The sequence below is a fragment of the Sphingopyxis soli genome, assembly GCF_018682675.1.
In the GTDB taxonomy this organism is placed as follows: domain Bacteria; phylum Pseudomonadota; class Alphaproteobacteria; order Sphingomonadales; family Sphingomonadaceae; genus Sphingopyxis; species Sphingopyxis soli.
In genome coordinates this window covers 12273-32561 of the sequence record NZ_JAFMTR010000013.1, presented here as the reverse complement: position 1 = coordinate 32561, position 20289 = coordinate 12273, and the positions used below count along the sequence as shown (strand labels likewise).

Annotated in this window: 15 protein-coding genes and 1 tRNA gene; 15 read left to right on the top strand and 1 reads right to left on the bottom strand. The window is 60.0% G+C overall.

What is annotated here, in order from left to right; translation table 11 throughout:
* The first annotated feature begins 31 nt into the window (after positions 1 to 31).
* From J1N50_RS01810 to J1N50_RS17710, 15 genes are all read left to right on the top strand, one after another.
* Entirely contained in the window at positions 32 to 1183 is a 1152-nt protein-coding gene (locus J1N50_RS01810) for a Kelch repeat-containing protein (RefSeq protein ID WP_215349734.1), read from the top strand.
* Positions 1180 to 1932 (top strand): alpha/beta fold hydrolase, encoded by a 753-nt coding sequence (locus tag J1N50_RS01805; RefSeq protein ID WP_215349731.1) that lies wholly within the window; start codon positions 1180 to 1182, stop codon positions 1930 to 1932. Before J1N50_RS01810 ends, J1N50_RS01805 begins: the two co-directional genes overlap by 4 nt.
* A gap of 56 nt (positions 1933 to 1988) precedes the next feature.
* Positions 1989 to 2648 (top strand): 2'-5' RNA ligase family protein, encoded by a 660-nt coding sequence (locus J1N50_RS01800; protein WP_343227824.1) that lies wholly within the window; start codon positions 1989 to 1991, stop codon positions 2646 to 2648.
* Positions 2649 to 2708: 60 nt separating this feature from the next.
* Positions 2709 to 2785: transfer RNA gene (locus J1N50_RS01795), tRNA-Met, on the top strand.
* Positions 2786 to 2975: 190 nt separating this feature from the next.
* A complete protein-coding gene (locus J1N50_RS01790) occupies positions 2976 to 4301 on the top strand; it encodes a tyrosine-type recombinase/integrase (protein ID WP_081095415.1) in 1326 nt (441 codons plus the stop codon).
* Between the two features lie 438 nt (positions 4302 to 4739).
* A complete protein-coding gene (locus J1N50_RS01785; protein WP_246552943.1) occupies positions 4740 to 7349 on the top strand; it encodes a TonB-dependent receptor in 2610 nt (869 codons plus the stop codon).
* A gap of 231 nt (positions 7350 to 7580) precedes the next feature.
* Positions 7581 to 9005 carry an aldehyde dehydrogenase family protein gene (locus J1N50_RS01780; protein WP_157228455.1) on the top strand — a complete coding sequence of 475 codons (1425 nt, stop codon included), beginning with the start codon at positions 7581 to 7583 and terminating at the stop codon, positions 9003 to 9005.
* A gap of 76 nt (positions 9006 to 9081) precedes the next feature.
* Positions 9082 to 10716, top strand: coding sequence for a GMC family oxidoreductase (locus J1N50_RS01775; RefSeq protein ID WP_136175472.1), 1635 nt, complete (start codon positions 9082 to 9084; stop codon positions 10714 to 10716).
* Between the two features lie 129 nt (positions 10717 to 10845).
* The gene (locus J1N50_RS01770; RefSeq protein ID WP_026108915.1) at positions 10846 to 12390 is read left to right on the top strand and encodes a class I adenylate-forming enzyme family protein; all 1545 of its coding nucleotides are present in this window, start codon (positions 10846 to 10848) and stop codon (positions 12388 to 12390) included.
* A gap of 66 nt (positions 12391 to 12456) precedes the next feature.
* Positions 12457 to 13251: an enoyl-CoA hydratase/isomerase family protein gene (locus J1N50_RS01765; RefSeq protein WP_011415062.1), complete on the top strand. Its 795-nt coding sequence runs from the start codon at positions 12457 to 12459 to the stop codon at positions 13249 to 13251.
* Positions 13252 to 13294: 43 nt separating this feature from the next.
* Positions 13295 to 14533, top strand: a complete 1239-nt coding sequence (locus tag J1N50_RS01760) for a thiolase family protein (RefSeq protein ID WP_011415063.1) — start codon at positions 13295 to 13297, stop codon at positions 14531 to 14533.
* A gap of 37 nt (positions 14534 to 14570) precedes the next feature.
* Complete coding sequence (locus J1N50_RS01755) at positions 14571 to 15716, top strand: acyl-CoA dehydrogenase family protein (RefSeq protein WP_017499968.1); 1146 nt, start codon at positions 14571 to 14573, stop codon at positions 15714 to 15716.
* 105 nt (positions 15717 to 15821) lie between these two features.
* Positions 15822 to 16724 carry an SDR family oxidoreductase gene (locus J1N50_RS01750; protein ID WP_011415065.1) on the top strand — a complete coding sequence of 301 codons (903 nt, stop codon included), beginning with the start codon at positions 15822 to 15824 and terminating at the stop codon, positions 16722 to 16724.
* Between the two features lie 197 nt (positions 16725 to 16921).
* Positions 16922 to 17986 carry a TonB-dependent receptor plug domain-containing protein gene (locus J1N50_RS18000; protein WP_231679520.1) on the top strand — a complete coding sequence of 355 codons (1065 nt, stop codon included), beginning with the start codon at positions 16922 to 16924 and terminating at the stop codon, positions 17984 to 17986.
* A complete protein-coding gene (locus J1N50_RS17710) occupies positions 17881 to 19068 on the top strand; it encodes a TonB-dependent receptor (protein WP_231679523.1) in 1188 nt (395 codons plus the stop codon). Before J1N50_RS18000 ends, J1N50_RS17710 begins: the two co-directional genes overlap by 106 nt.
* Before the next feature lie 164 nt (positions 19069 to 19232).
* Here J1N50_RS17710 and J1N50_RS01740 read toward each other — a convergent pair whose 3' ends face one another.
* On the bottom strand, positions 19233 to 20234 hold the full coding sequence (locus J1N50_RS01740; RefSeq protein WP_017499965.1) for a LysR family transcriptional regulator: 1002 nt from the start codon (positions 20232 to 20234) through the stop codon (positions 19233 to 19235).
* Positions 20235 to 20289 lie beyond the last annotated feature (55 nt).

Below are 20289 nucleotides of genomic sequence, written 5' to 3'. Positions count from 1 at the left end.
GGCACGTTGGGCGGTCGGGAAGGGGAGAGCGATGATGCGAAACCTTGCGGGCCATGCGATGATCCTGCTGGCGGTGACCGCCTGCATGGCGGATGGAGGCAGCGCGGCCGGGCGGGCCGCCACCGATATCCGGATCGAAGACGGGCCACGGCTTTCGGCGCCGCGCGCTACGCACCAGCTCGTCGCCGTCTCGGGGCGCTATGTACTCGCGATCGGCGGCTGCGTCCGTACAGGCTGCGAGGCGGGCCCCGCCAGCGCCACGGTCGATATCATCGATGCGCGCACGATGCGGGTTGTCGGCACCGGTCGGCTGCTCGCGCCGCGCATCCAGCCGACCGCGGCGCTACTGCCCGACGGGCGCATCCTGGTCCTTGGCGGCTGGGTAGATGGCCGCGTCTCGGCTACCTCCGAAATCTTCGATCCGCAGACGGCGAAGTCGGATGCGGGACCGGCGCTCATGGGGCCCCGGACGGGTGCGGTCGTCACCGGTCTTTCCGACGGCCGGGTGCTGGTCGCCGGCGGCTATGACGGGCGCGAGGCGCTCGCCGACGCCGAAATTTTCGATCCGGCAAGCGGCCGGATGGCGCCTGCGGGTGCGCTCGCCGTCGCGCGCAGCGGCGCAACGGGCACGCTGCTTTCCGACGGCCGCGTGCTGATCGTTGGTGGCGGCCGTCCCGACCGGGCGCCGCAGATTGCACTTGCCAGCGCGGAGATTTTCGATCCGGTGACAAGGCGCTTTCAGCCTGCCGGAACACTGGCGCAGCGGCGTTACAAGCATGGCGCGGTGCGTCTCGACAATGGCGACGTGCTGATCGTCGGCGGGTCGGACGAGCGCGACTATGGCGGCAAACTGCGCTCGATCGAGCGCTATGACGTCGCATCGGGCCGCTTCGTTGCGGCGGGCAGCCTGTCGAGCGCGCGCTTCAAACTTGCGGACGGCCTGCTGGCGATGCCGGGCAATCGCGTCCTTGTCGCGGCGGGCGACACCGCGCCGGAGATTTTCGACGTCGCCAGCGGAACCTCGACGCGCGTCGACTATGATCTCGGCGGCCAGTGGAACTATATGACGCTCGTCCGGGCTGACGCAGGCACGGCGCTGCTCGCCGGCGGATATCGCGAAGGGCGGATCGAGCCCACCGACCGAAGCTGGATCATCCACTTCGGCGAAGGGGCCGCATCATGACCACCGCCAAACTCTTCCTCCACGGCGTTCCCGACAGTCCCGCGATCTGGCGGCCGCTGCTCGCCGCGCTCGACCTTGGCGACACGCCGGTGGCGGTCCCCGCGCTGCCCGGCTTTACCGGGCCGCTTCCGGCAGGCTTTCCCGCGACCAAGGAAGCCTATGCCGACTGGGCGGTCGGGCAGGCCGAGGCGCTGGTCGCGGCGCACGGCCCGATCGACATCGTCGGGCACGACTGGGGCGCGTTGATTGCACAGCGTGCGGCGATGCTGCGCCCCGACCTGTTCCGCAGTTGGGCGGTGTCGAACGCGGTGATCGACCCCGATTATCGCGGCCATCGTATCGCACGCATCTGGAACACGCCGATTCTCGGCGAAATCTTCATGGCACTGAGCAAACCCGCGGCGCTCGCGAAGGGGCTCGCCGAGCAGGGGATGCCCGCCGGGATTGCCGATGAGGAAGCGGCGCAATGGGCGAACAAGGACAAGCGGCGCGCGATCCTGAAACTCTACCGCTCGGCGAAGGGGCTGAACTTTGAACATGACTGGGCGCGCGATCTCGACAGGCTGCCTGCCAACGGCACGCTGATCTGGGGTGAAGACGATCCCTATGTCGATCCGTCGGTAGCCGAGCGATTCGCCGCCGACAATGATGCACCGCTGACGTTCATTAAAGGAGCAGGGCATTGGGCGATCGCCGAGCGGCCACAGGAGGTCGCGGCGGCGCTGCATCGCTTCTGGAACAGCCTCTAAACAGCGGTTTTCGCGAAGTCATCGGGAAGAGCGATCATAGTGACCCAATTAATCGATTGGATCGCATTGTCGGCTTCGGCCAAAGCGCGGGGCAACGAGACAGGGCGTCCCATGGACGACGGCAGGCCTCCCTTTACCGCTTCGTCCATCCCGTCTCGACCTTGGTGACCCGGGCCTTCCCCCCTCCCTCCCGGGCCGCCGGTGCCGCGCCCATCGTCCTTACAGCGACGATGGGCGCGACAGACCAACGCCGTTTCGACGCGCTGCGTCAGGCGCATTACCCGCCGCAGCGCAACCATATCGCGGCGCACATCACCCTTTTTCACCATCTTCCTCCCTCCGCGCTCGATGAACTCGACCGGTTGGCAAGATCGATCGCGGCCGATACGCCGCCGCCGCTGGCGGAGGTGAGCGACATCTATTCGCTGGGCGGCGGCACGGCTTTTCGGATCGAGAGCGGCGAGCTGTTGTCAATCCGCGCGCGCATCGCCGGGCATTTTCATGGCCTGCTCGGCGCTCAGGACAGGGGGACGCCGCGGCTTCATATCACGATCCAGAACAAGGTGCCGTCTGCGGAGGCACGGGCGCTGGTCGCAGAACTCGGGCGGGATTTCCGGCCCCGGCCGCTGGAGATCACCGGGCTTGCCGCCTGGCACTATCGCGGCGGCCCGTGGGAACCGGCCTTTGCGCGCAAATTTCGGGGAGCGCGCAGATGATATTGACCCGCGGGGGCGCCATGCCTATAGGCGCGGCTCGCCCTCGCGGCGGCCTTTCGGGGCGGAGTAGCTCAGCAGGTTAGAGCAGCGGAATCATAATCCGCGTGTCGGGGGTTCGAGTCCCTCCTCCGCTACCAACCCGGATTGTCCACCAGTGACCCACTGAGGCCACTGGCAGACATTTTTCGAGGAAAATCAAATATTTTTCGCGTCCCGTTGCGTACGCCGGCGTCCCGGTGCGACCGGCTGCGGCCACCCACGGCGATTTGGATTGGGGGTATTTTGGGGGTATTTTTCGGCTGTCCCCAAAACAGGCGATACCCCCAGATGGCTTTGAAAGAACTTGAGGTCAAATACGCCACCAAGCGGCAGCGCCCCTACAAGCTGTCCGATGGAGAAGGCCTGCACCTGCTCGTCCAGCCGAACGGATCGAAGCTCTGGCGCCTGAAATACCGCTTCGACGGCAAGGAAAAACTGCTGAGCTTCGGCAAATATCCGACCGTCACGCTGGCGATCGCCCGCGAGAAGCGGACCGAAGCCAAGCGGCTGCTCGATCAGGGTGAGGACCCCGCCGAGGCCAGGAAGCGGGCGAAGAAGCAGAGGGCCGCGCTCAAGCTGTTCGAAGAGATTGCGCGGGCCTGGCACGCCAATCGTATTGAAGGGCTGGACTCGGCCCATGCCCTGCGCGTCATCAACCGGATGGAGCGCGACGTCTTTCCGGTCATCGGGAAGCGTCCGATCACGGAAATCGACCCGCCCGAGATTCTCGAGATGATCCGCGCGGTCGAAGCGCGCGGCGCCCTCGATATCGCCCGTCGCCTCAAGCAGAACGTCAGCCAGATCTATCGCTTCGCGATCGCGAGCGGCTGGGCGACCATCGATCCGACGCTCGGCCTCAACGATGCGCTCAAGCCCAAGCCGCCCGTCAGGCACATGGCGCGCGTGCCGCTCGCGGAGTTTCCGAAGCTGGTGCGAGCGATCTTCGCCTATGACGGCGAGGACACGCCGCGCCGCCGCGAGATCACCCGTGACGCGCTGCTGTTCACCTTGCTCACATGGGTCCGAACCAGCGAAACCCGCTTCGCGGCCAGGGACGAGTTCGAGGATCTCTATGGACCGAACCCGCTATGGCGTCTGTCGCCGGAGCGCATGAAGATGGAACGTGAGCATCTTGTTCCGCTGTCCCGCCAGGCCGCAATGATCGTTCAGCGCCGCTTGCAGGCGACGAACGATGCGTTCCTCTTTCCCGGAGCCAAGCCTGGAAAGTCTATTTCCGAGAACACCATGATCTATGCCTGTTATCGGATGGGGTATCTCCATCGGCAGACGGTACATGGGTTTAGGGGGCTCGGCTCGACCTGGGCGAACGAAGCCGAACGCTACAAGCCGGATTGGATCGAGATGGCGCTCGCTCACGAGGACGAGGATGAGGTGCGCGGCGCTTACAACAGTGCGCTCTATCTCACACCGCGAAGGCGGATGCTCCAAGACTGGGCCGACGTGATCGACGCGGCAACCGCAGTGTCGAATGTCGAGAAGAATCCTATCGAGTTCTCACAATTCATGCGCTGTTCCGCTCCCATCCAGCACCTGCCACCAAGCGACCAGAGACAGCCGTATTGGCAACGCCCCCTTCGGGCGGCTTCGCGATGAGCCTCAAAAGTCAGAACCGCCGATTTAGAGGCGCGGTTTTCTGCCATAGTTGTTAGAAATATCAGCTACTTAGATGCATCCGCGAATAGTAGAATGAACTCCAAGAAACCGTATCTCACTACATCTCATCATAGCTGATTCCCCTTGCAACTCGACAAGGGAAACCGCCGGGACCGCCAATTACGCCGATACATCGTCTGGAAGGGCTCGATTGGGGCGAGCAGAACGCGCGCATCCGTCCCGATGGACGCGCTCAGCGTGACTAATTCAATGAAATATATGGGGTTATTTGCGTCGCCACGAAGCGTCAGCGGTGCAGGCTCATCAGTCCTTAATCAATGAGTGGGAGGAATAGTTCGCCAACAAATTGAATTGGACGATGAGCCCCAAGGCGCGGCAAATGGCGCCAACTCAAAAAATGCCGTGGGGAGGACAGTCATGGTCACAGCCTTTAGGACAAATTTGCTTTGTGCCACCGCGCTATCGATCGCGTGTGCGCTTGCAGTGCCGGCACATGCCCAGGACGCTGCATCGCAGGGCGAAAAGCCCGAGGCGCAGGAAGGTGGCCTTGAGACAATCGTCGTCACGGCGCAGAAGCGCGAACAGAATTTGCAGGATGTTCCAGCCGCCGTTTCCGCCATAGGCGGCGAGACGCTGCGCACGCGCGGCATCACGGAGACCTCAGACTTGATGGGCGCGATCCCCAGCCTGCAAGTCACCACTCCCTATGGTCGCACCCAACCGAATTTCTCGCTGCGCGGGATTTCAGTGGCGAACGAATTTTCCGCCTCCACTGCGTCGCCGGTTGGCGTCTATGTCGATGAAGTCTATCAGAGCTTCCGGGCGAGCCATGGCCTGCAACTCTATGACATCGACCGGGTCGAGGTACTGCGCGGACCGCAAGGAACACTCTACGGTCGCAACACCACGGGTGGCGCGATCAGCTTCTTCACGCGCAAGCCGGATCTGGGAGAGGCCAATGGCTATCTGACCGCCGGCTATGCCAATTACGACACTTTCACGGTGCAGGGCGCCGCTGAAGCGACGCTGGTTCCCGACATCTTGGGCGTCCGCGTCGCCGGTACTTTTGCAAAAGGGGATGGTTGGCAGCGCAATGTACTGCCTGGGAATGAGCGCGACCTAGGGACCACCGATACGATCGGCGGTCGCATCTCGATCCGCTTCCGGCCCGATCCCGATCTCGACATCAATTTGAAGCTCTATGCCGCGAAGGACGATCCATGGGGCACCGCGCCCTATGCAGGTGGTCAACTCGCGGGCGGGCAGGATGCGCTCGGCTATTCGCGTTACGATCCGCAACCTTTCCTAGGCGGGCGGTTGCTGCGTGACAATGAGGTCGCAGTTGATCGGGTAGGTAAGAACATCAGCAAGTCGAAAGGGATAGCCCTCAACATCAAATGGGATGTCAGCGACCAATTCTCCGTCACCTCGATTACCGGCTACGACACCGGCGACTATATCAACAATCCTGATGATTGCGATGGCGGCCCAGCCGATCTCTGCTCGATCGGCTACACGTCGACGAGCAAGAATTTCAACCAGGACCTGCGTTTCAGCTATTCGAACGACCGCCTCGATATCATTGCCGGCCTTTATTATGGCAGGGACAAGGTCAAGACGGTCAACTACCCGGACTTTTTCGGGGCGCTGAGGCCGCTGCTGCTTGGCGCCGGTCTTCCGGGCAGCTACAATAACGCCGCAATCGGAACGCCCGACGCGATCCGCTATATCCCAGCCTTTGCCGCCAATCCGGCGTTGGGGCCTGGCGATGCCGGATTCTGCGACGCGATCGAGATCAATCCCAACGGCTTCCTTGATGCACGCTCGCTGATTGCACTCCAGACCGACATCGCGATCAATAATACGGGCAATGGCGGCATGGGGGGTAGCTTTTCGGCGGGCTGCGCCGGGGCAGGCGCGCCTCCGTTCACCCCGATCCTCGGCGAACAGCGTTTTGACGTGTCGCGCCCCTCGAAGGCGATCTACGGCGACGTAACCTGGAAAGCGACCGAGCGGCTGACCGTGGCGGTGGGTGCACGCTACACCCAGGATAAGGTCAATTACCTTAACGGCAGCACTTTCCTCTATGCGCTCGACGGTACGACGCCGGTTGTCAACCTGATCCCCTACAGCAATCCATACAACCCCAATCTCGCGCCGCTTGAGCAGCGCGAAAAGGCAAACAGGCTAACCGGCCGTATCAATGTCAGCTATGAGTTCGCCGATGATATCATGGGCTATCTCCAGTACAGTCGCGGTTACCGCAGCGGCAGCTTCAACGGGCTTGCCTATCAGGGCGTCAATCAAGTCTATTATATCCAGCCTGAAAAGGTGAATGCATATGAGGCGGGGCTCAAAACCCGGCTGTTCGATCGCCGCGTCCAACTTAACCTCGCGGGCTTCTACTACGAGTATTCGAATCACCAAGTAACGCAGGTGGTCGGCGCTACAACCTTCACGCGCAGCGCCAATGGTCGCCTGTTCGGTGGCGAGGCCGAACTCGCCTGGCAGGTGGCCGATACGTTGCGTTTCGATGCTTCGCTGGGCTATCTCAACAGCAAGTACAAAGGCAATGTGATCGATCCGGCAAACCCGGCCAGCCCGACATTGAACGTCAACGGCAATCCCTTCCCGAACGCGCCGGAGGTTACGTTCCAGGCCGGATTCGACTGGGATATGATCGATGACGGCACCAACAAGCTGACCTTGCGCGGTGATGCGTCCTACATGGGCAAGTACTATTTTGATCCGTTCAAGAATTATGGGCAGACACCGTGCGATACACCCCCAGCGGGATCGAACATAACGCTCGCGGGTAAGGCGATTACATGCGCAAATCCGGGCTACTGGCTCGCCAATGCGCGATTAACCTATGCGCACGACAATATGTCGGTTAGCTTGTGGGCGAAGAATCTGTTCGACAAATATTACTACACCTACGGCCTCAACCTCAACGTGTTCGGCTACGATTATCTGAACCGCGGCATGCCGCGCACTTATGGCGTCGAAGCGACAGTCAAGTTCTGATCGCTGCTGCGACGGGGGCGGCGGGCATCCTCTCCCGCCCGCTGCCCCCGATTTTTTCGACCTGACTTTCAGACCGAGGAGTATCCATGATGCGTTCCACCGGCAACGGTCCCTCATTCATCGGCACGGCGTACAGAATCGAGCGCGCTGTGATCACTGAGATCGGCGCAGCTGAAAGCACCGCCCAGGCGAGCAGCGCCGAGCGGCCAGCGCGCCTCCGGACGATTTAACGTGGATGCGTCTCGGAACAGAACTGAGCTGGAACGAATTTTCGCGACCCAACGCGAAGGGACGCGTGAGCAGGTTTCGCGCAGCTACGAAGAACGCATGGACCTGCTCGGGCGCCTTGGCCGGATATTTGAGCAGCACAGAGACGAATTGGTCGATGCCGTTGCCGCCGATTTCGGCATTCGATCCCGCTACGAGACTATCCTGCTCGACCTGATGCTTGGCATATCGGAAATTAAATTTGCGCGCCGCAATCTGAAGACGTGGCTGAGGCCGCGGCGGGTGAAGACTGACATCTTCGGCCTTCCCGGTTCATCGCGCCTGGTCCCCCAGCCCCTAGGTGTGGTGGGCGTTCTCGGCACGTGGAACTATCCGCTCGGCACCATATTCGTTGGCGCGGCCGGTGCATTGGCGGCCGGCAACCGCGTGATCGCAAAGCCGAGCGAAGTTTCCGCCAACGCCGCCGAAGCCAGCGAGCGGCTTGTGCGCCGGTATTTCGCCGAAGAGGAATTCGCGATTGTCCAGGGCGGGCCCGACATGGCACAGGCGATGACGGCCCTACCTTTCGACCATATTCTCTTCACCGGTTCACCCGCGGTTGGCCGCAAAGTCTATGAAGCGGCGGCTGCCAACCTTACACCTGTTACTCTGGAACTTGGCGGCAAATGCCCTGCCATCGTGGGCAAGGGTGCATCGCTTGCACAAGTCTGTGAAAGCTTAGTGTTCGGCAAGCTGCTCAACGCCGGCCAGACCTGCATCGCCGCTGACTATGCCTTCGTCCATGTCGATCAGATGGAAAGCTTCGTCGCCGCACTCCGCGCTCAGGTTGCCAAATGCTACCCCAACGCGGCAAGCAACCCCGATTTCACCAGTATCATCAATGACCGACAGTTCGCGCGGCTCCAAGGTTTGCTCGATGATGCCGAAGCCAAGGGCGCGACGGTGCTCAACCTCTCGGACAACGGCGATGGAACGCTTCCTGAACGGCATCGGATCGTGCCGTTGGCGGTTCTCGACGTTACCGATGACATGGCGATGATGCAGGAGGAGATTTTCGGACCGATCCTGCCGATCATGCCATATCGCTCCGAAGACGAGCTCATTCGCTACGTAAACCGGCATGAGCGCCCGCTGGCGCTCTATTATTTTGGCGACGAAAGTGAGGAACGGCGCAAGATCATTTCCGAAACGCACGCTGGCGGCGTGACTCTCAACGGCACGGTCATGCACGTCTTCCAGCGCCGGCTGCCTTTCGGTGGCATCGGACAGAGCGGCATCGGTGCCTATACCGGCGTCGCCAGTTTCGAGCGCTTCACTCATTACAAGCCGGTGTTCTCTCAGCCGAAACTCAGCCTGCTTGGTCAACTTCTGCCACCCTATTCGAGCAAGACCGAAGGACTACTCAACATCTTCGAAAAGATCCTCTGACGTGGCTGCGGCGGTTGATGCTGGCATGTTGCATGACGCCGGGTCGCCAGCATGGGTCGAATGACAAGGGAAGCAAATGGCTGACTATGTAATTATTGGAGGTGGGTCGTCGGGCGGCGTTATCGCCAGCCGGTTGTCCGAGGACCCCGATGTCACCGTTTGCCTGCTCGAGGCAGGCGGCCCAGGCACCTCGCCGCTTGTGTCCACGCCCGGCGCTTTTGCGGCGCTGATCCAAGACTATCGGATCAATACGCTCAACTGGCGGTTCAACACCGACCCTTCAAAGGCGCTCAACGACCGCCGCCTCTACAATCCGCGCGGGAAGATGCTGGGTGGATCGAGCGGTATGAACGGGATGGTCTATATCCGCGGCGACCGGTCGGATTTCGACCACTGGGCCGAACTCGGCAACGACGGCTGGGGTTACAACGATGTCCTGCCCTATTTCCGCAAGGCTGAGAATAATGAGCGCGGTGAGGATGAGTTTCACGGCTCGTCGGGACCGCTTCACGTATCCAACGGCAAGCGCGAATTCGATGTCTATGATGCTTTCATCGAGGCGGCGACTGGACTGGACCATCAAGCCAATCCGGACTTCAATGGTGCCAGCCAGGAAGGTGTCGGCATCTATCAGTTTACCGTGAAGGACGGGAAGCGCGCCAGCGTGAAGGCGTGTTACCTTGATCCGGTGATGGGCAGGCGCGGCAACCTCCGCGTCGAAGTACATGCCCGCGTCCATCGTATCAGGTTTGAGGGCAACCGCGCGGTGGCAGTCGAGTATTCCCAGGACGGGCAGTTGAAGACGATCCCGTGCGAAAAGGAAGTCATTGTCAGCGGCGGCGCCTATAATTCGCCCCAACTGTTGATGCTTTCCGGTATCGGACCGCGTGATGAGTTGGAGAAGCATGGAATCGAAGTGATTCATGATATTCCCGGTGTCGGCCAGAATCTTCACGACCATCCTGACCTGATGCTGGTCTACCAGTCGAAGAAGCGGCTCGGGATCGCACTCAATGTCGTTGGCGCGCTCAAGACCGTGCGAGACCTATTCCAGTATCTCACGCAAAGGAAAAGCTGGCTGGCATCGCCGCCCACGGCTGCAGGCGGTTTCTTGCGATCCGCGCCGGGGCAGAACCGGGCGGACTGCCAGGTCCATGTCGTGCCGCTCGCCTATCGCGACCATGCGCGCGACTACAAGCTGATGACGAAATGGGGCTATACGATCATTCTCAATATTGGGCGCCCAAAGAGCCGCGGCTGGGTTGCCTTACATGACTCAAACCCCGAATCCGATCCCAAGATTGACCTCAATCTCTTGAGTCATCCCGACGACCTCAAGACGTTGCGCAATGCCTTCCGTGTCGTGCAGGAGATCCTGCATTCGGATCGCATGAAGGCGATGATGAAACGGCCTCTCTATCCTGACCGCTACCTTGAAACTGATGAAGAGATCGACGCCTATATCCGGGCAGAAGCCAATCATGCTTATCATCCGGTGGGAACATGCAAGATGGGCACCGACGAGATGGCGGTGGTCGACAACCGCCTGCGCGTTCACGGCCTCGCAAATATCCGCGTGGCCGATGCCTCGATCATGCCATCAGTCGTCAACGGCAACACCAATGCAACCTGCATCATGATCGGCGAGAAAGCCGCCGACATGATCCGGCACGATAATATGAGCAGCAAGAATAGCATCGCAGAATATTGAATTGGACGATTGGATCAATGCTGCAGACACAGATGCTTACGAAAAGAAGTCCGGAGAGGCCTATCGCATGTCAGTTTATTATGTGTCGACTGCGCCATTGTGGGCGAGCGCCTTAGAGGAGCGCGGCTGATGGACGTCCGTACGCAAATACGTCGCGCCGCACGTTATTTCGCCCAGCAAGAGGCTCTCGTTCACGGCCACAGGCGGTTGACTTTCTCGGAAGCCTGGTTGCGCGGCGTGAAGCTCGCAAATGCTCTTGCGGAGTGCGGCCTTCAACCGGGTGACCGGATTGCTACGCTGGAGAAGAACTCCATCGAGGCCGCCGACATCATACTGGCGGCTGCCATTGGAAACTATACGCGTGTTCCTCTCTATGCGCGCAACCGATGTGAAGCGCACGCCCATATGATCGCGAGTACCGGATCTCGGTTGGCGCTGGTCGATGAGGCATTGGCTTCGGAGTTGGCGGGGCTGGATGCCCAAGCTCCGACGCTTGAGCGGATCATTATCCGCGATCACAACTATGAGAATTGGTTGGCGACAGCCTCGGACCGGGATCCTGATCCCGTCGTCGCGCCGGAGGACTATTGTGTCATCCGCCACACCGGCGGCACGACGGGCAAACCCAAGGGCGTTGCCTATCGGCACCGTTCATGGATGACGATCTCCGCCGCATTTTTCAGCATCGGCCCCCAAGTGGCCCCAGGGGATGCCATTCTGCATGTCGGCCCGTTGTCCCATGCATCGGGCTTCCTGTTCGTGCCGGCCTGGTATTGCGGCGCCCGCAACGTGATGATGGACGGCTTCGATCCAGCGTCCTTTCTTGACACTCTCGAGCAGGAACGGATCAGCCATGCCTTTGTAGCCCCCACCATGCTCAATGCCATAGTGCATCACGACGGGGCATATGGCCGCCACTTTCCGAATTTGAAGTTTCTGCTGAGTGCTTCAGCGCCGATCTCCGAGCCGACGCTTCGCAAGTCGTGCCAGATATTCGGGAATCATGTTCTTCATTCGGGCTATGGACAGACCGAAATCCTGCCCATCGCGTCTATGGGGCCCAACGAGTGGTTCGGCGAATTTGAAGGTTCTGCCCCAATTCGGGCGGTCGGACGTCCCATGAGTGGCGCCGATATCGAAATCCGTAACGAGGACGGAAAGGTGCTGGGACCAAACGAGCCCGGCGAGATCGTCGCACGGTTCGAAAATGGCCAGATGGAGGAATTCTGGAACGATCCGGAGGAAACCGCCCGGCGCATGGAAGATGGCTGGGTCAAAACCGGCGATGTCGGCATGATCGACACAAACGGATTTTTGTATCTGCTCGATCGCAACAACGACATGATCGTGTCAGGCGGCTTCAATATCTATCCCACCGAAATCGAAAACGTAATTGCCGACCATCCCGGTGTACTCGAGGTCGCGGTCTTTGGCGTGCCCCATGAAAAATGGGGTGAAACGCCGCTTGCAATGGTGCGTGTCAAGCCCGGAGCACAAATCACGGAGACCGAGATAATAGATTTGGTGCGCCAGCGTCTGGGCTCCGCAAAAAAGCCAAGCAAGGTCGTTTTTACCGCCGAGCCACTGCCGTTGAGCAATGTCGGAAAGGTGCTTCGTTCAAAGCTTCGAGAGCCCTATTGGGCGGGCCAGGACCGGCGCATTTCGGGGGCATGACCGACGCAGCCATCCTAGCCACATCCTCTATTCCGGTGACCGCCTGCCGGCGCGCGGGAGACTGCAATGGACTATGAATACATCCTGGTTGAGCAACGCGGCCCAGCGCTTTGGGTGACCCTCAACCGGCCGGCAGCGTTGAACAGTCTGTCGTTGGCTTTGGCCGAGGAACTCGCCGCAGCGATCGAGGCAGCGGAAGCAGATGCGACGGTGCGCGCTTGCATTCTTACCGGCGCCGGACGGGCGTTTTGCGCTGGCGCGGATCTGCTCGCAATTGGCGATGGAACAGGCGGACAAACTCTCGCCGAACGCTTAAATCTGTTTCTGCCGCCGCTCGGTCAGGCTTTTAACAGGATCGAGACGTCGCGCCTTCCGATAATTGCGGCGGTCAACGGCCTTACGCTCGCCGGCGGCTTGGAACTGGTGTTGTGCTGTGATCTCGTCATTGCCGCGCACCCGGCCAGATTTGGCGACGCCCATGCAAATTACGGCCTGTTGCCCGGCGGTGGAGGGTCGGTTCGACTCCCTAGGAAGATCGGCGAAGCGCGTGCGAAACATCTGATGATGACCGGCGGGACCATCTCGGCTGCCGAGATGAAGGAAGCCGGACTCGTGACCCAACTGGTTGCTCCCGAGGATCTCATTGCGGCAGCGCAAGCGCTGGTAGAATCTCTTGCAGAAAAGAGCCGGCCAGGGCTCGCCTACATGAAGCAGCTAGTCCGCGCTGCGCAGGATAGCTCGCTCGAAGTCGGGCTGCGTCAGGAACTCGAAACCATGGCTGCTTACGCCTTGTCCAACGACATTGTCGAAGGACTGGCGGCATTCCGGGAGAAGCGGAAGCCCGATTTTTCCGACCGGTGAGACCTGATCGGATGCGGAACACATTGGAAGAATGGATCAACGAATGACCGACATATTCGTCATGGGGGTTGGGATGACCCCGTTCGGAAAACAGTTCGACAAGAGCCTGAAAATGCTCTGCGCCGAAGCTTCGTCGCAGGCCTTTTCCGACGCAGGATGCACCGCCGGCGATGTCGAAGCCATCTTCTTCGGCAATTGCGTCCAGGGGCATATGGAGGGCCAGGACATGATCCGCGGCGAAATCGTGGCGCGAGCGATGGGCATCTCAAGCGTTCCCGTGGTGAATGTCGAAAACGCATGTGCGACGGCTTCCACGGCCTTGCACATGGCCGCCGCCTATGTTCGATCGGGGGCAGCGGATGTCGTACTCGCGCTCGGCGCGGAGAAGATGTACTCGCCCGACAAGGCGCTCATGTTCAGTGCATTCGATGGCGCTTGGGACGTGCATGAAACCGAGTCGGGCCGCGCGCAGCTGCTGGCCATGGGCAATGGCGTCGATGTTCCGGAAGGAACGACATCGAGTCAGCCTTACAGCGTTTTCATGGATGTATACGCCGCGATGGCACGCGCGCACATGAAGACCTACGGCTCGACGCAAGCGCAAATCGCGGCCGTCTCGGCGAAAAATCACATGCATTCGACGCGCAATCTGCTTGCCCAGTATCGCCTCCCATATACCGTCGAAAGTGTACTCGCTGCGCCTCCGATCGTTTACCCGTTCACACTGCCGATGTGCTCCCCGATCAGCGACGGCGCCGCCGCTGCGATCATCTGCAGCGAAGCCGGTCGGCGCAAACTGTCGGCAGCCCCGGACAGGGCGCTAAGAATCCTGGCGTCTGTGCTGCAAACCGGCGCCGCGCGCGATCCCTTTGATTATGACCACCATGTCAGCCGCCTTGCGGCGAACCGGGCCTATGCGATGGCCGGCGTGGGGCCAGAAGATATTGGCGTCGCGGAGGTGCATGACGCCACGGCGGTTGGCGAGATCATTGAAATCGAGGCGCTCGGCCTGACGCCGCCTGGCGAGGGCGGACTCGCGGCAGAGCGCGGTGAGACGGCGCTGGGTGGGCGTATTCCGGTAAACACGTCGGGCGGGCTTGAATGCAAGGGACATCCGATCGGCGCCACCGGGCTCGGCCAAATCTACGAGCTTGCGCTGCAATTGCGCGGCGAGGCGGAAGATCGACAGGTTCCGAATGCCCGGTTCGCGATCGCGCAGAACGGCGGAGGTGTCATCGGGGTGGAAGAGGCGGTGGTCGCCGTCACGATCCTGGGCCGGTAGTTGTCAGAGCGCGCCTAGGGAAACACGGGGTCACGATATGAACTTTGAGCTGTCCGATGAACAACGCATGGCGGTGGAAACCGTCCGCCGCTTTCTCGACAACAAGCTTGAGCCGGAAATCCGCCGGCATGGGGAGCGATTCATCCCCAAACCGCTCATGAAGGAATGGACTCAAGCACTGACCGGCTATGGCCATATTACCGCACCGCATCAGGAGCAATGGGGCGGGCTTGATATGGGATGGCTCACTCATCTGCTCATTTTCGAGGAGATCGCCTATTCCTCGCTCGATGTGGCCATACCCGGCTTCATCAACGCGGTTGGCGCAGAACTCATCCGCCGCTTCGCCCCGGAGACGATCAAGCAACGCTATCTTGCCGACCTCGTCGCGGCCGAGAAGTTCGTTTCGCTCGGCATCTCGGAGCCCGATGTCGGCTCGGACGTCGCCGCCATCAAGACACGCGCCGTACGAGACGGCGATTTCTGGGTCATCAATGGCGAAAAGACCTGGATCACCAACGGAGCCTACTCGGACATCTTCATCTGTACGTGCAAGACTGGCGAAAATGAAGTCACTCACATCCTGGTCGATCGTGACGAGAGTGAGTATGAGGTGCGCGATATCCAGAAGATGGCGCTCAACGGCCAATCGACTGCACAGATATTCCTGTCCGATTGCCGCGTACCGGTGGCAAACACGATCGGCCGGGTCGGCGATGGATTGCGCAATACGTTGCAAGTGTTCGAGATTGCCCGCTGCCATATGGCGATGTGGAGTATCGGCATCGCACGGCGAGCAATGGATGAGGCGATCGCGTACGCTCGCGATCGCGCGCAGCATGGCAAGAAGATCGCCGGCCATCAGCTGATCGCCGACAAGATCGCCATCATGGCGACCAAGATCGACGCAGCCCGTCTGTTGACGCACCGGGCAATATCCCTCGTCCAGGCGGGCACGCGCGCAGAGACGGAATGCTCGATGGCCAAGTGGTACGCCACCGAAATGGCGATCGAAGCGACGCGCGATGCGCTTCAGATCCATGGCGGCAACGGCGTCACCCGCGAATTCATCGTTGAGCGGCTGGTGCGTGAGGCGATCATTTGCCCCATCCCCGATGGCACGACGGAGATTCAAAAGCTTGTTGTTTCGCGCGCCCTGACCGGCATTCAAGCCTTTCGGTAAGGCTCAGACGAAAACGACAGCGTCGACGGAAATGGAGCCGCGTGCCTGACTCGCACAGGATCAAATGCGCAGATGCGTCGCTCAGGTAAAAGAGGCAGACAAGCGATGGACGAAGAGCTTCGTTTCGATGGCAGGGTAGTGGTTGTGACCGGAGCCGGAGGCGGACTTGGGCGCCAGTACGCGCTGATGTTTGGCGGGCGCGGAGCCAAGGTGGTGGTGAATGATCTGGGTGGCGACGAGAAAGGGAGCGGCAGCTGCTCCACAGCCGCTGACAATGTGGTCGACGAAATTCGAGCCACGGGCGGTCAGGCGGTGGCAAATTATGCGTCGGTCGAGGAGGGCGCGCTGATCATCCAAGCCGCGGTTGACAACTTCGGAACCGTTGACGTCGTCATCAACAATGCCGGCATCCTGCGCGATGTGAGCTTCCACAAAATGACCGACGAAGACTGGACACTGCTTCAGCGGGTCCATCTGAATGGGACGCGGGCAGTGACGCAGGCAGCATGGCCGATACTGCGCGACAAGGGCTATGGCCGCATCGTCATGACCACGTCTGCAGCCGCAATCTACGGCAACTTCGGTCAGGCCAACTATGCCGCAGCCAAGCTCGGAATATTGGGGCTTGCGAACGCGCTGGCGGAGGAGGGGCGGTCCAGAAACATCCAGGTTAATACGATCGCCCCAATCGCCGCATCGCGTATGACCGCGACTGCCTTTCCACAAGAGTTTCTCGCCAATCTCAGAGCGGAAGCGATCAGTCCATTGGTCGGTTGGCTTGCGCACGAGAATTGCAGCGAAACCAAAGGGCTTTTTGAAGTTGGAGCCGGCTATATCGCCAAGCTTAGGTGGGAGCGCGCGCTTGGGCACGCCTTCGGAGCGGACAGGGCGTTCACGCTCGATGATGTCGCCCGGCACTGGGGTAGAATTGTCGACTTCACGGATGCCGAGCACCCGCTCGGGCTGAATGACAGCCTTGAGGCGGTAGAACGGGCGCTGAGAGCGTAATCAACCCGATGAATTACCATGATATTTTTGAGCGGCCGTCGGGCTGCCGATGGCGTCGTGCTGCCGCCAGATATCGATGAGCAGCAGGAATAGTTCTGCAGCGAATTGAATTGGACGACGGCCCTCAAATGCCGCCAAACGGCATGAACTACACAATATCTCCTGGGAAGAGAGGATCAGCCATGAGAGGATGTCTATTGGCTTCTGCCGCGTTGTTGTGCTCGGGAACAGCATTTGCCCAGGAAGCAACGCCCCAGGCGAACGACCAAACCGGGAGCGCCACGGAAGCGCTGGCTGAGGACATTGTCGTTACCGCCACCAAAAAGGGCTATGGCGAAAGCGTGCAGAAAGTACCGATGGCGGTCACGGCTTTTGGTGAAGCGCAGCTGGATGCCAAGTTCGTCCAGAATCTTCAAAGTCTGAGCTACGACGTTCCCAACGTCCAGCTCGAGGATGTGGGTACGGCACCGGGCTATGCCAATTTCACTATCCGGGGCCTCGGCATCAACAGCACGATCCCATCGATCGACCCCACCGTAGGCGTTTTCACTGACGGTATTTACCTCGGCATCAACGCTGGTGTCGTGCTGGACAACTTCGACCTTGAGGGGATCGAAGTTCTGCGTGGACCGCAAGGCTTGCTTTTCGGTCGCAACGTTACCGGCGGTGCCGTGGTTGTGCGGACCACGCGGCCCAGCTTCGATTTTGGAGCCAAAGCCAAGCTATCCATTGAAACGGGACTGAAAAAGACCGTAAGCGGCACGGTTACCGGACCTATCGTCGATGACGTTTTGGCTGCCAAATTGGCCGTCTACTACAGCGACGACAATGGCTGGTTTCGCAACCGCTTCGACAATCGCAGCTTCGGTAAATCACATGACCTTATCATTCGCCCGGCACTTTCGCTCAAGGGTGGCGACCGCTTCCGAATGGATCTCCGCTATGAGCATGGCGATGTCGAAAGCGATGGAGCCCCTGTCCAGAGTCACGCGCTGTTTCCCGCGACAGCTTCAGGTTTTCGATCAATTTCCCAGGTTTCTATGATGCCAAATGGGACCAGGCGATCGTGGAAACCAACATCGATGTCGGTCTGGGCGAAGGCGTCTTCACCAACATCGCTGGCTATCGGAAATTCCGATCCTCCGCGGGCGCTGATATCGATGGAACACCACAGTCCTTCTTTCATGCCTTTTTCGAAATCGACCAGGATCAACTCAGCGACGAACTTCGTTATGCCGGAAGGTTCGGTGACGTCGAATTGACAACCGGTCTATACTATTTTTCCCAGGATCTTCGTTACGCCGAGCTGCGGAATCTTTTGGGCGGTGCTCGGATCGTTTCCGGTGGGGGTACGCAAGACCAGACAACATGGGGCATTTTTGCTTCGACCGACTGGCATTTCACCGATACGCTGACCTTGAATCTCGGCGCGCGGTATAGTTGGGAACGCAAAGCCGTTCGGGTCTCGGCCTTACGCGCAAATGGTTGCAATCTAGACACGCTGATCTGTGCAACCAATTTCGCCGACGCGGCAAAATGGCGAGGGTTTACGCCGAAAATCGGCCTTCAGTGGAAGCCGGATGACGACACGCAGATTTATGGCCTTTACACGCGCGGGTTCCGCAGCGGCGGATATAATTTGCGCAACACCGATCCCGCTGTGCCGCCGGGGCCATTCAATCAAGAGACCCAGGACAGTTTCGAACTCGGCGCCAAGAAGCAATTCGGGCGCCACCGGATCAACCTGGCGGCCTTCTACAATCGCATGAAGGACCTGCAGCGCGAGATCAACCTGCCCGGACCGCTTGGCGTCAGCCAGGTCATACGGAACACCGCCGACGCCACAATCAAAGGCGTCGAGGCCGAGGGGCAGTTTTTTCTTTTGTCCAACCTCGTGATTTCGGGTCAGCTCGGCTACGTGAATGGCCAGTATCGCAACGTCCAGTTCGACCTCAGCGGTGATGGCGTCATCAACGATGTGGATCGTGCGCTCAAATTGCCAAGGCTGTCGCCATGGACCTATGGCGTGGGGCTGACTTATGATCAGCAGCTTGGCGAATTGGGGACAGCAACGGCGCGTGTCAGCTTCACGCATCGCGACAAGGCGGCATTCACCGACAACAACGTCGGCTTCCTTCAGGGCGCCGATATGCTCGATGCGAGCCTCACATTGGCGACCGACAACAAGCACTGGCGCTTCTCCATCTATGGCCGAAACCTCCTGAATGAGGTGACGATTGGCGGCGATACACCTTTGCCGGCGGCCTTCGGGGGCACGGGTGCAAGCCTTTCACCGCTAAACAGGGGGCGCGTCATCGGCGGAGAAGTGGCGATTAGCTTCTAGGCCATTTTCGAGGCGAGTGGAATCACCCGCCAACTCGGAAAATGCCCAAGATCAATTTGCTAGAGCATTTCCTGCCGGAAAGCCGGTTCCCACTTCTGCGCGAAATGCTCTAGCTGATCGCGACGGATGCAGCGGATTTCCGATCGCACCCCGCCCCCTTGCCGTTAATCCGATGATGCGGTGCGCCATGCCTGACGAACAAGGCTGACGAGCGCACGGCCAGCCGGTTTTACCTGCCAGCGGCTACGCACAGCATAACAAAGCGTCAATGGATCGAATAAACCGATTCCCTCCAAGGCCACGAAATTGGCGCGAAACCATGAGTTCTCGGTGAACTGTTTTGCAACCATCCCGATAGCATCGGATGTGGCAACGATCCGTCGAACCAATTGAAAATAGTCTGTCATGTGGATCCAGTCAGCGGGACGCTTACCGCTTTTTTCGTACATCTGCTGAATGATCGATGTGTAGGGTTCGGAAGATGAGGGCACTACGAATTCGAACTGGACCAGCGGCTCCTTGCTGGTCGGGTTTATCCCCAGAATGGGATGATTGTTCCGCACAAAAGGCAGTATTTCGATCGAGGCGACCCGCTCGCACTTGAATTCCGGCCAGCGTGCAAAGGCCGCTTCAAGTCCAAAGGCGACATCGATATCGCCGCGCGACAGGAGTCGCACGCCCCTTTCGCTGTTGCCCGAAACGACTTCGACGCGCACTGCCGGATGGCGCCGCAGCAAAGAAACCAGAGGTTGGGTGAGCAACCAGTCGATTGACCCTGGGAACAGTCCGATTCGAAGCGGGCCCGCATAGGCGTCGGCGCGGCGGGCTGTATCTCCGAGTAGTTCAGCTGCGTCGGCAAGCAAGCGCGCTGCGCGATCAATAAATTCGCGTCCCTCCTCTGTCGGCATCGCGCCCCGTGAGGTCCGATGGAAAAGGGAATAGCCAAGATGCCGTTCGAGTTCAGCGACACTCTTGGTCACCGCCGACTGCGTGACACCAACCGCATCCGCTGCCCTGGAGAAGGAACGAAGCTGACCAACCGCGACGGCATGCTTGAGGCGAGAATCGAGCATGGACATGCCCCACAGGAATAATTGCTCCAGAGAATGAATTAGGCGAATCAAGGTCATTTTGCCAATCTTACTTTCGACACTGCCGCCCAGCACGACTGCAACCCGTCTCGAAATCTGGAGCGGCGAAACGGCCTGGATCAAAGCGCCA

What these genes read in the sequence shown, in the direction of transcription:
- J1N50_RS01810 (WP_215349734.1), top strand. Translation starts at nt 32, where the DNA reads ATGATGCGAAACCTTGCGGGCCATGCGATGATCCTGCTGGCGGTGACC.
- J1N50_RS01805 (WP_215349731.1), top strand. Translation starts at nt 1,180, where the DNA reads ATGACCACCGCCAAACTCTTCCTCCACGGCGTTCCCGACAGTCCCGCG.
- J1N50_RS01790 (WP_081095415.1), top strand. Translation starts at nt 2,976, where the DNA reads ATGGCTTTGAAAGAACTTGAGGTCAAATACGCCACCAAGCGGCAGCGC.
- J1N50_RS01785 (WP_246552943.1), top strand. Translation starts at nt 4,740, where the DNA reads ATGGTCACAGCCTTTAGGACAAATTTGCTTTGTGCCACCGCGCTATCG.
- J1N50_RS01775 (WP_136175472.1), top strand. Translation starts at nt 9,082, where the DNA reads ATGGCTGACTATGTAATTATTGGAGGTGGGTCGTCGGGCGGCGTTATC.
- J1N50_RS01770 (WP_026108915.1), top strand. Translation starts at nt 10,846, where the DNA reads ATGGACGTCCGTACGCAAATACGTCGCGCCGCACGTTATTTCGCCCAG.
- J1N50_RS01765 (WP_011415062.1), top strand. Translation starts at nt 12,457, where the DNA reads ATGGACTATGAATACATCCTGGTTGAGCAACGCGGCCCAGCGCTTTGG.
- J1N50_RS01760 (WP_011415063.1), top strand. Translation starts at nt 13,295, where the DNA reads ATGACCGACATATTCGTCATGGGGGTTGGGATGACCCCGTTCGGAAAA.
- J1N50_RS01755 (WP_017499968.1), top strand. Translation starts at nt 14,571, where the DNA reads ATGAACTTTGAGCTGTCCGATGAACAACGCATGGCGGTGGAAACCGTC.
- J1N50_RS01750 (WP_011415065.1), top strand. Translation starts at nt 15,822, where the DNA reads ATGGACGAAGAGCTTCGTTTCGATGGCAGGGTAGTGGTTGTGACCGGA.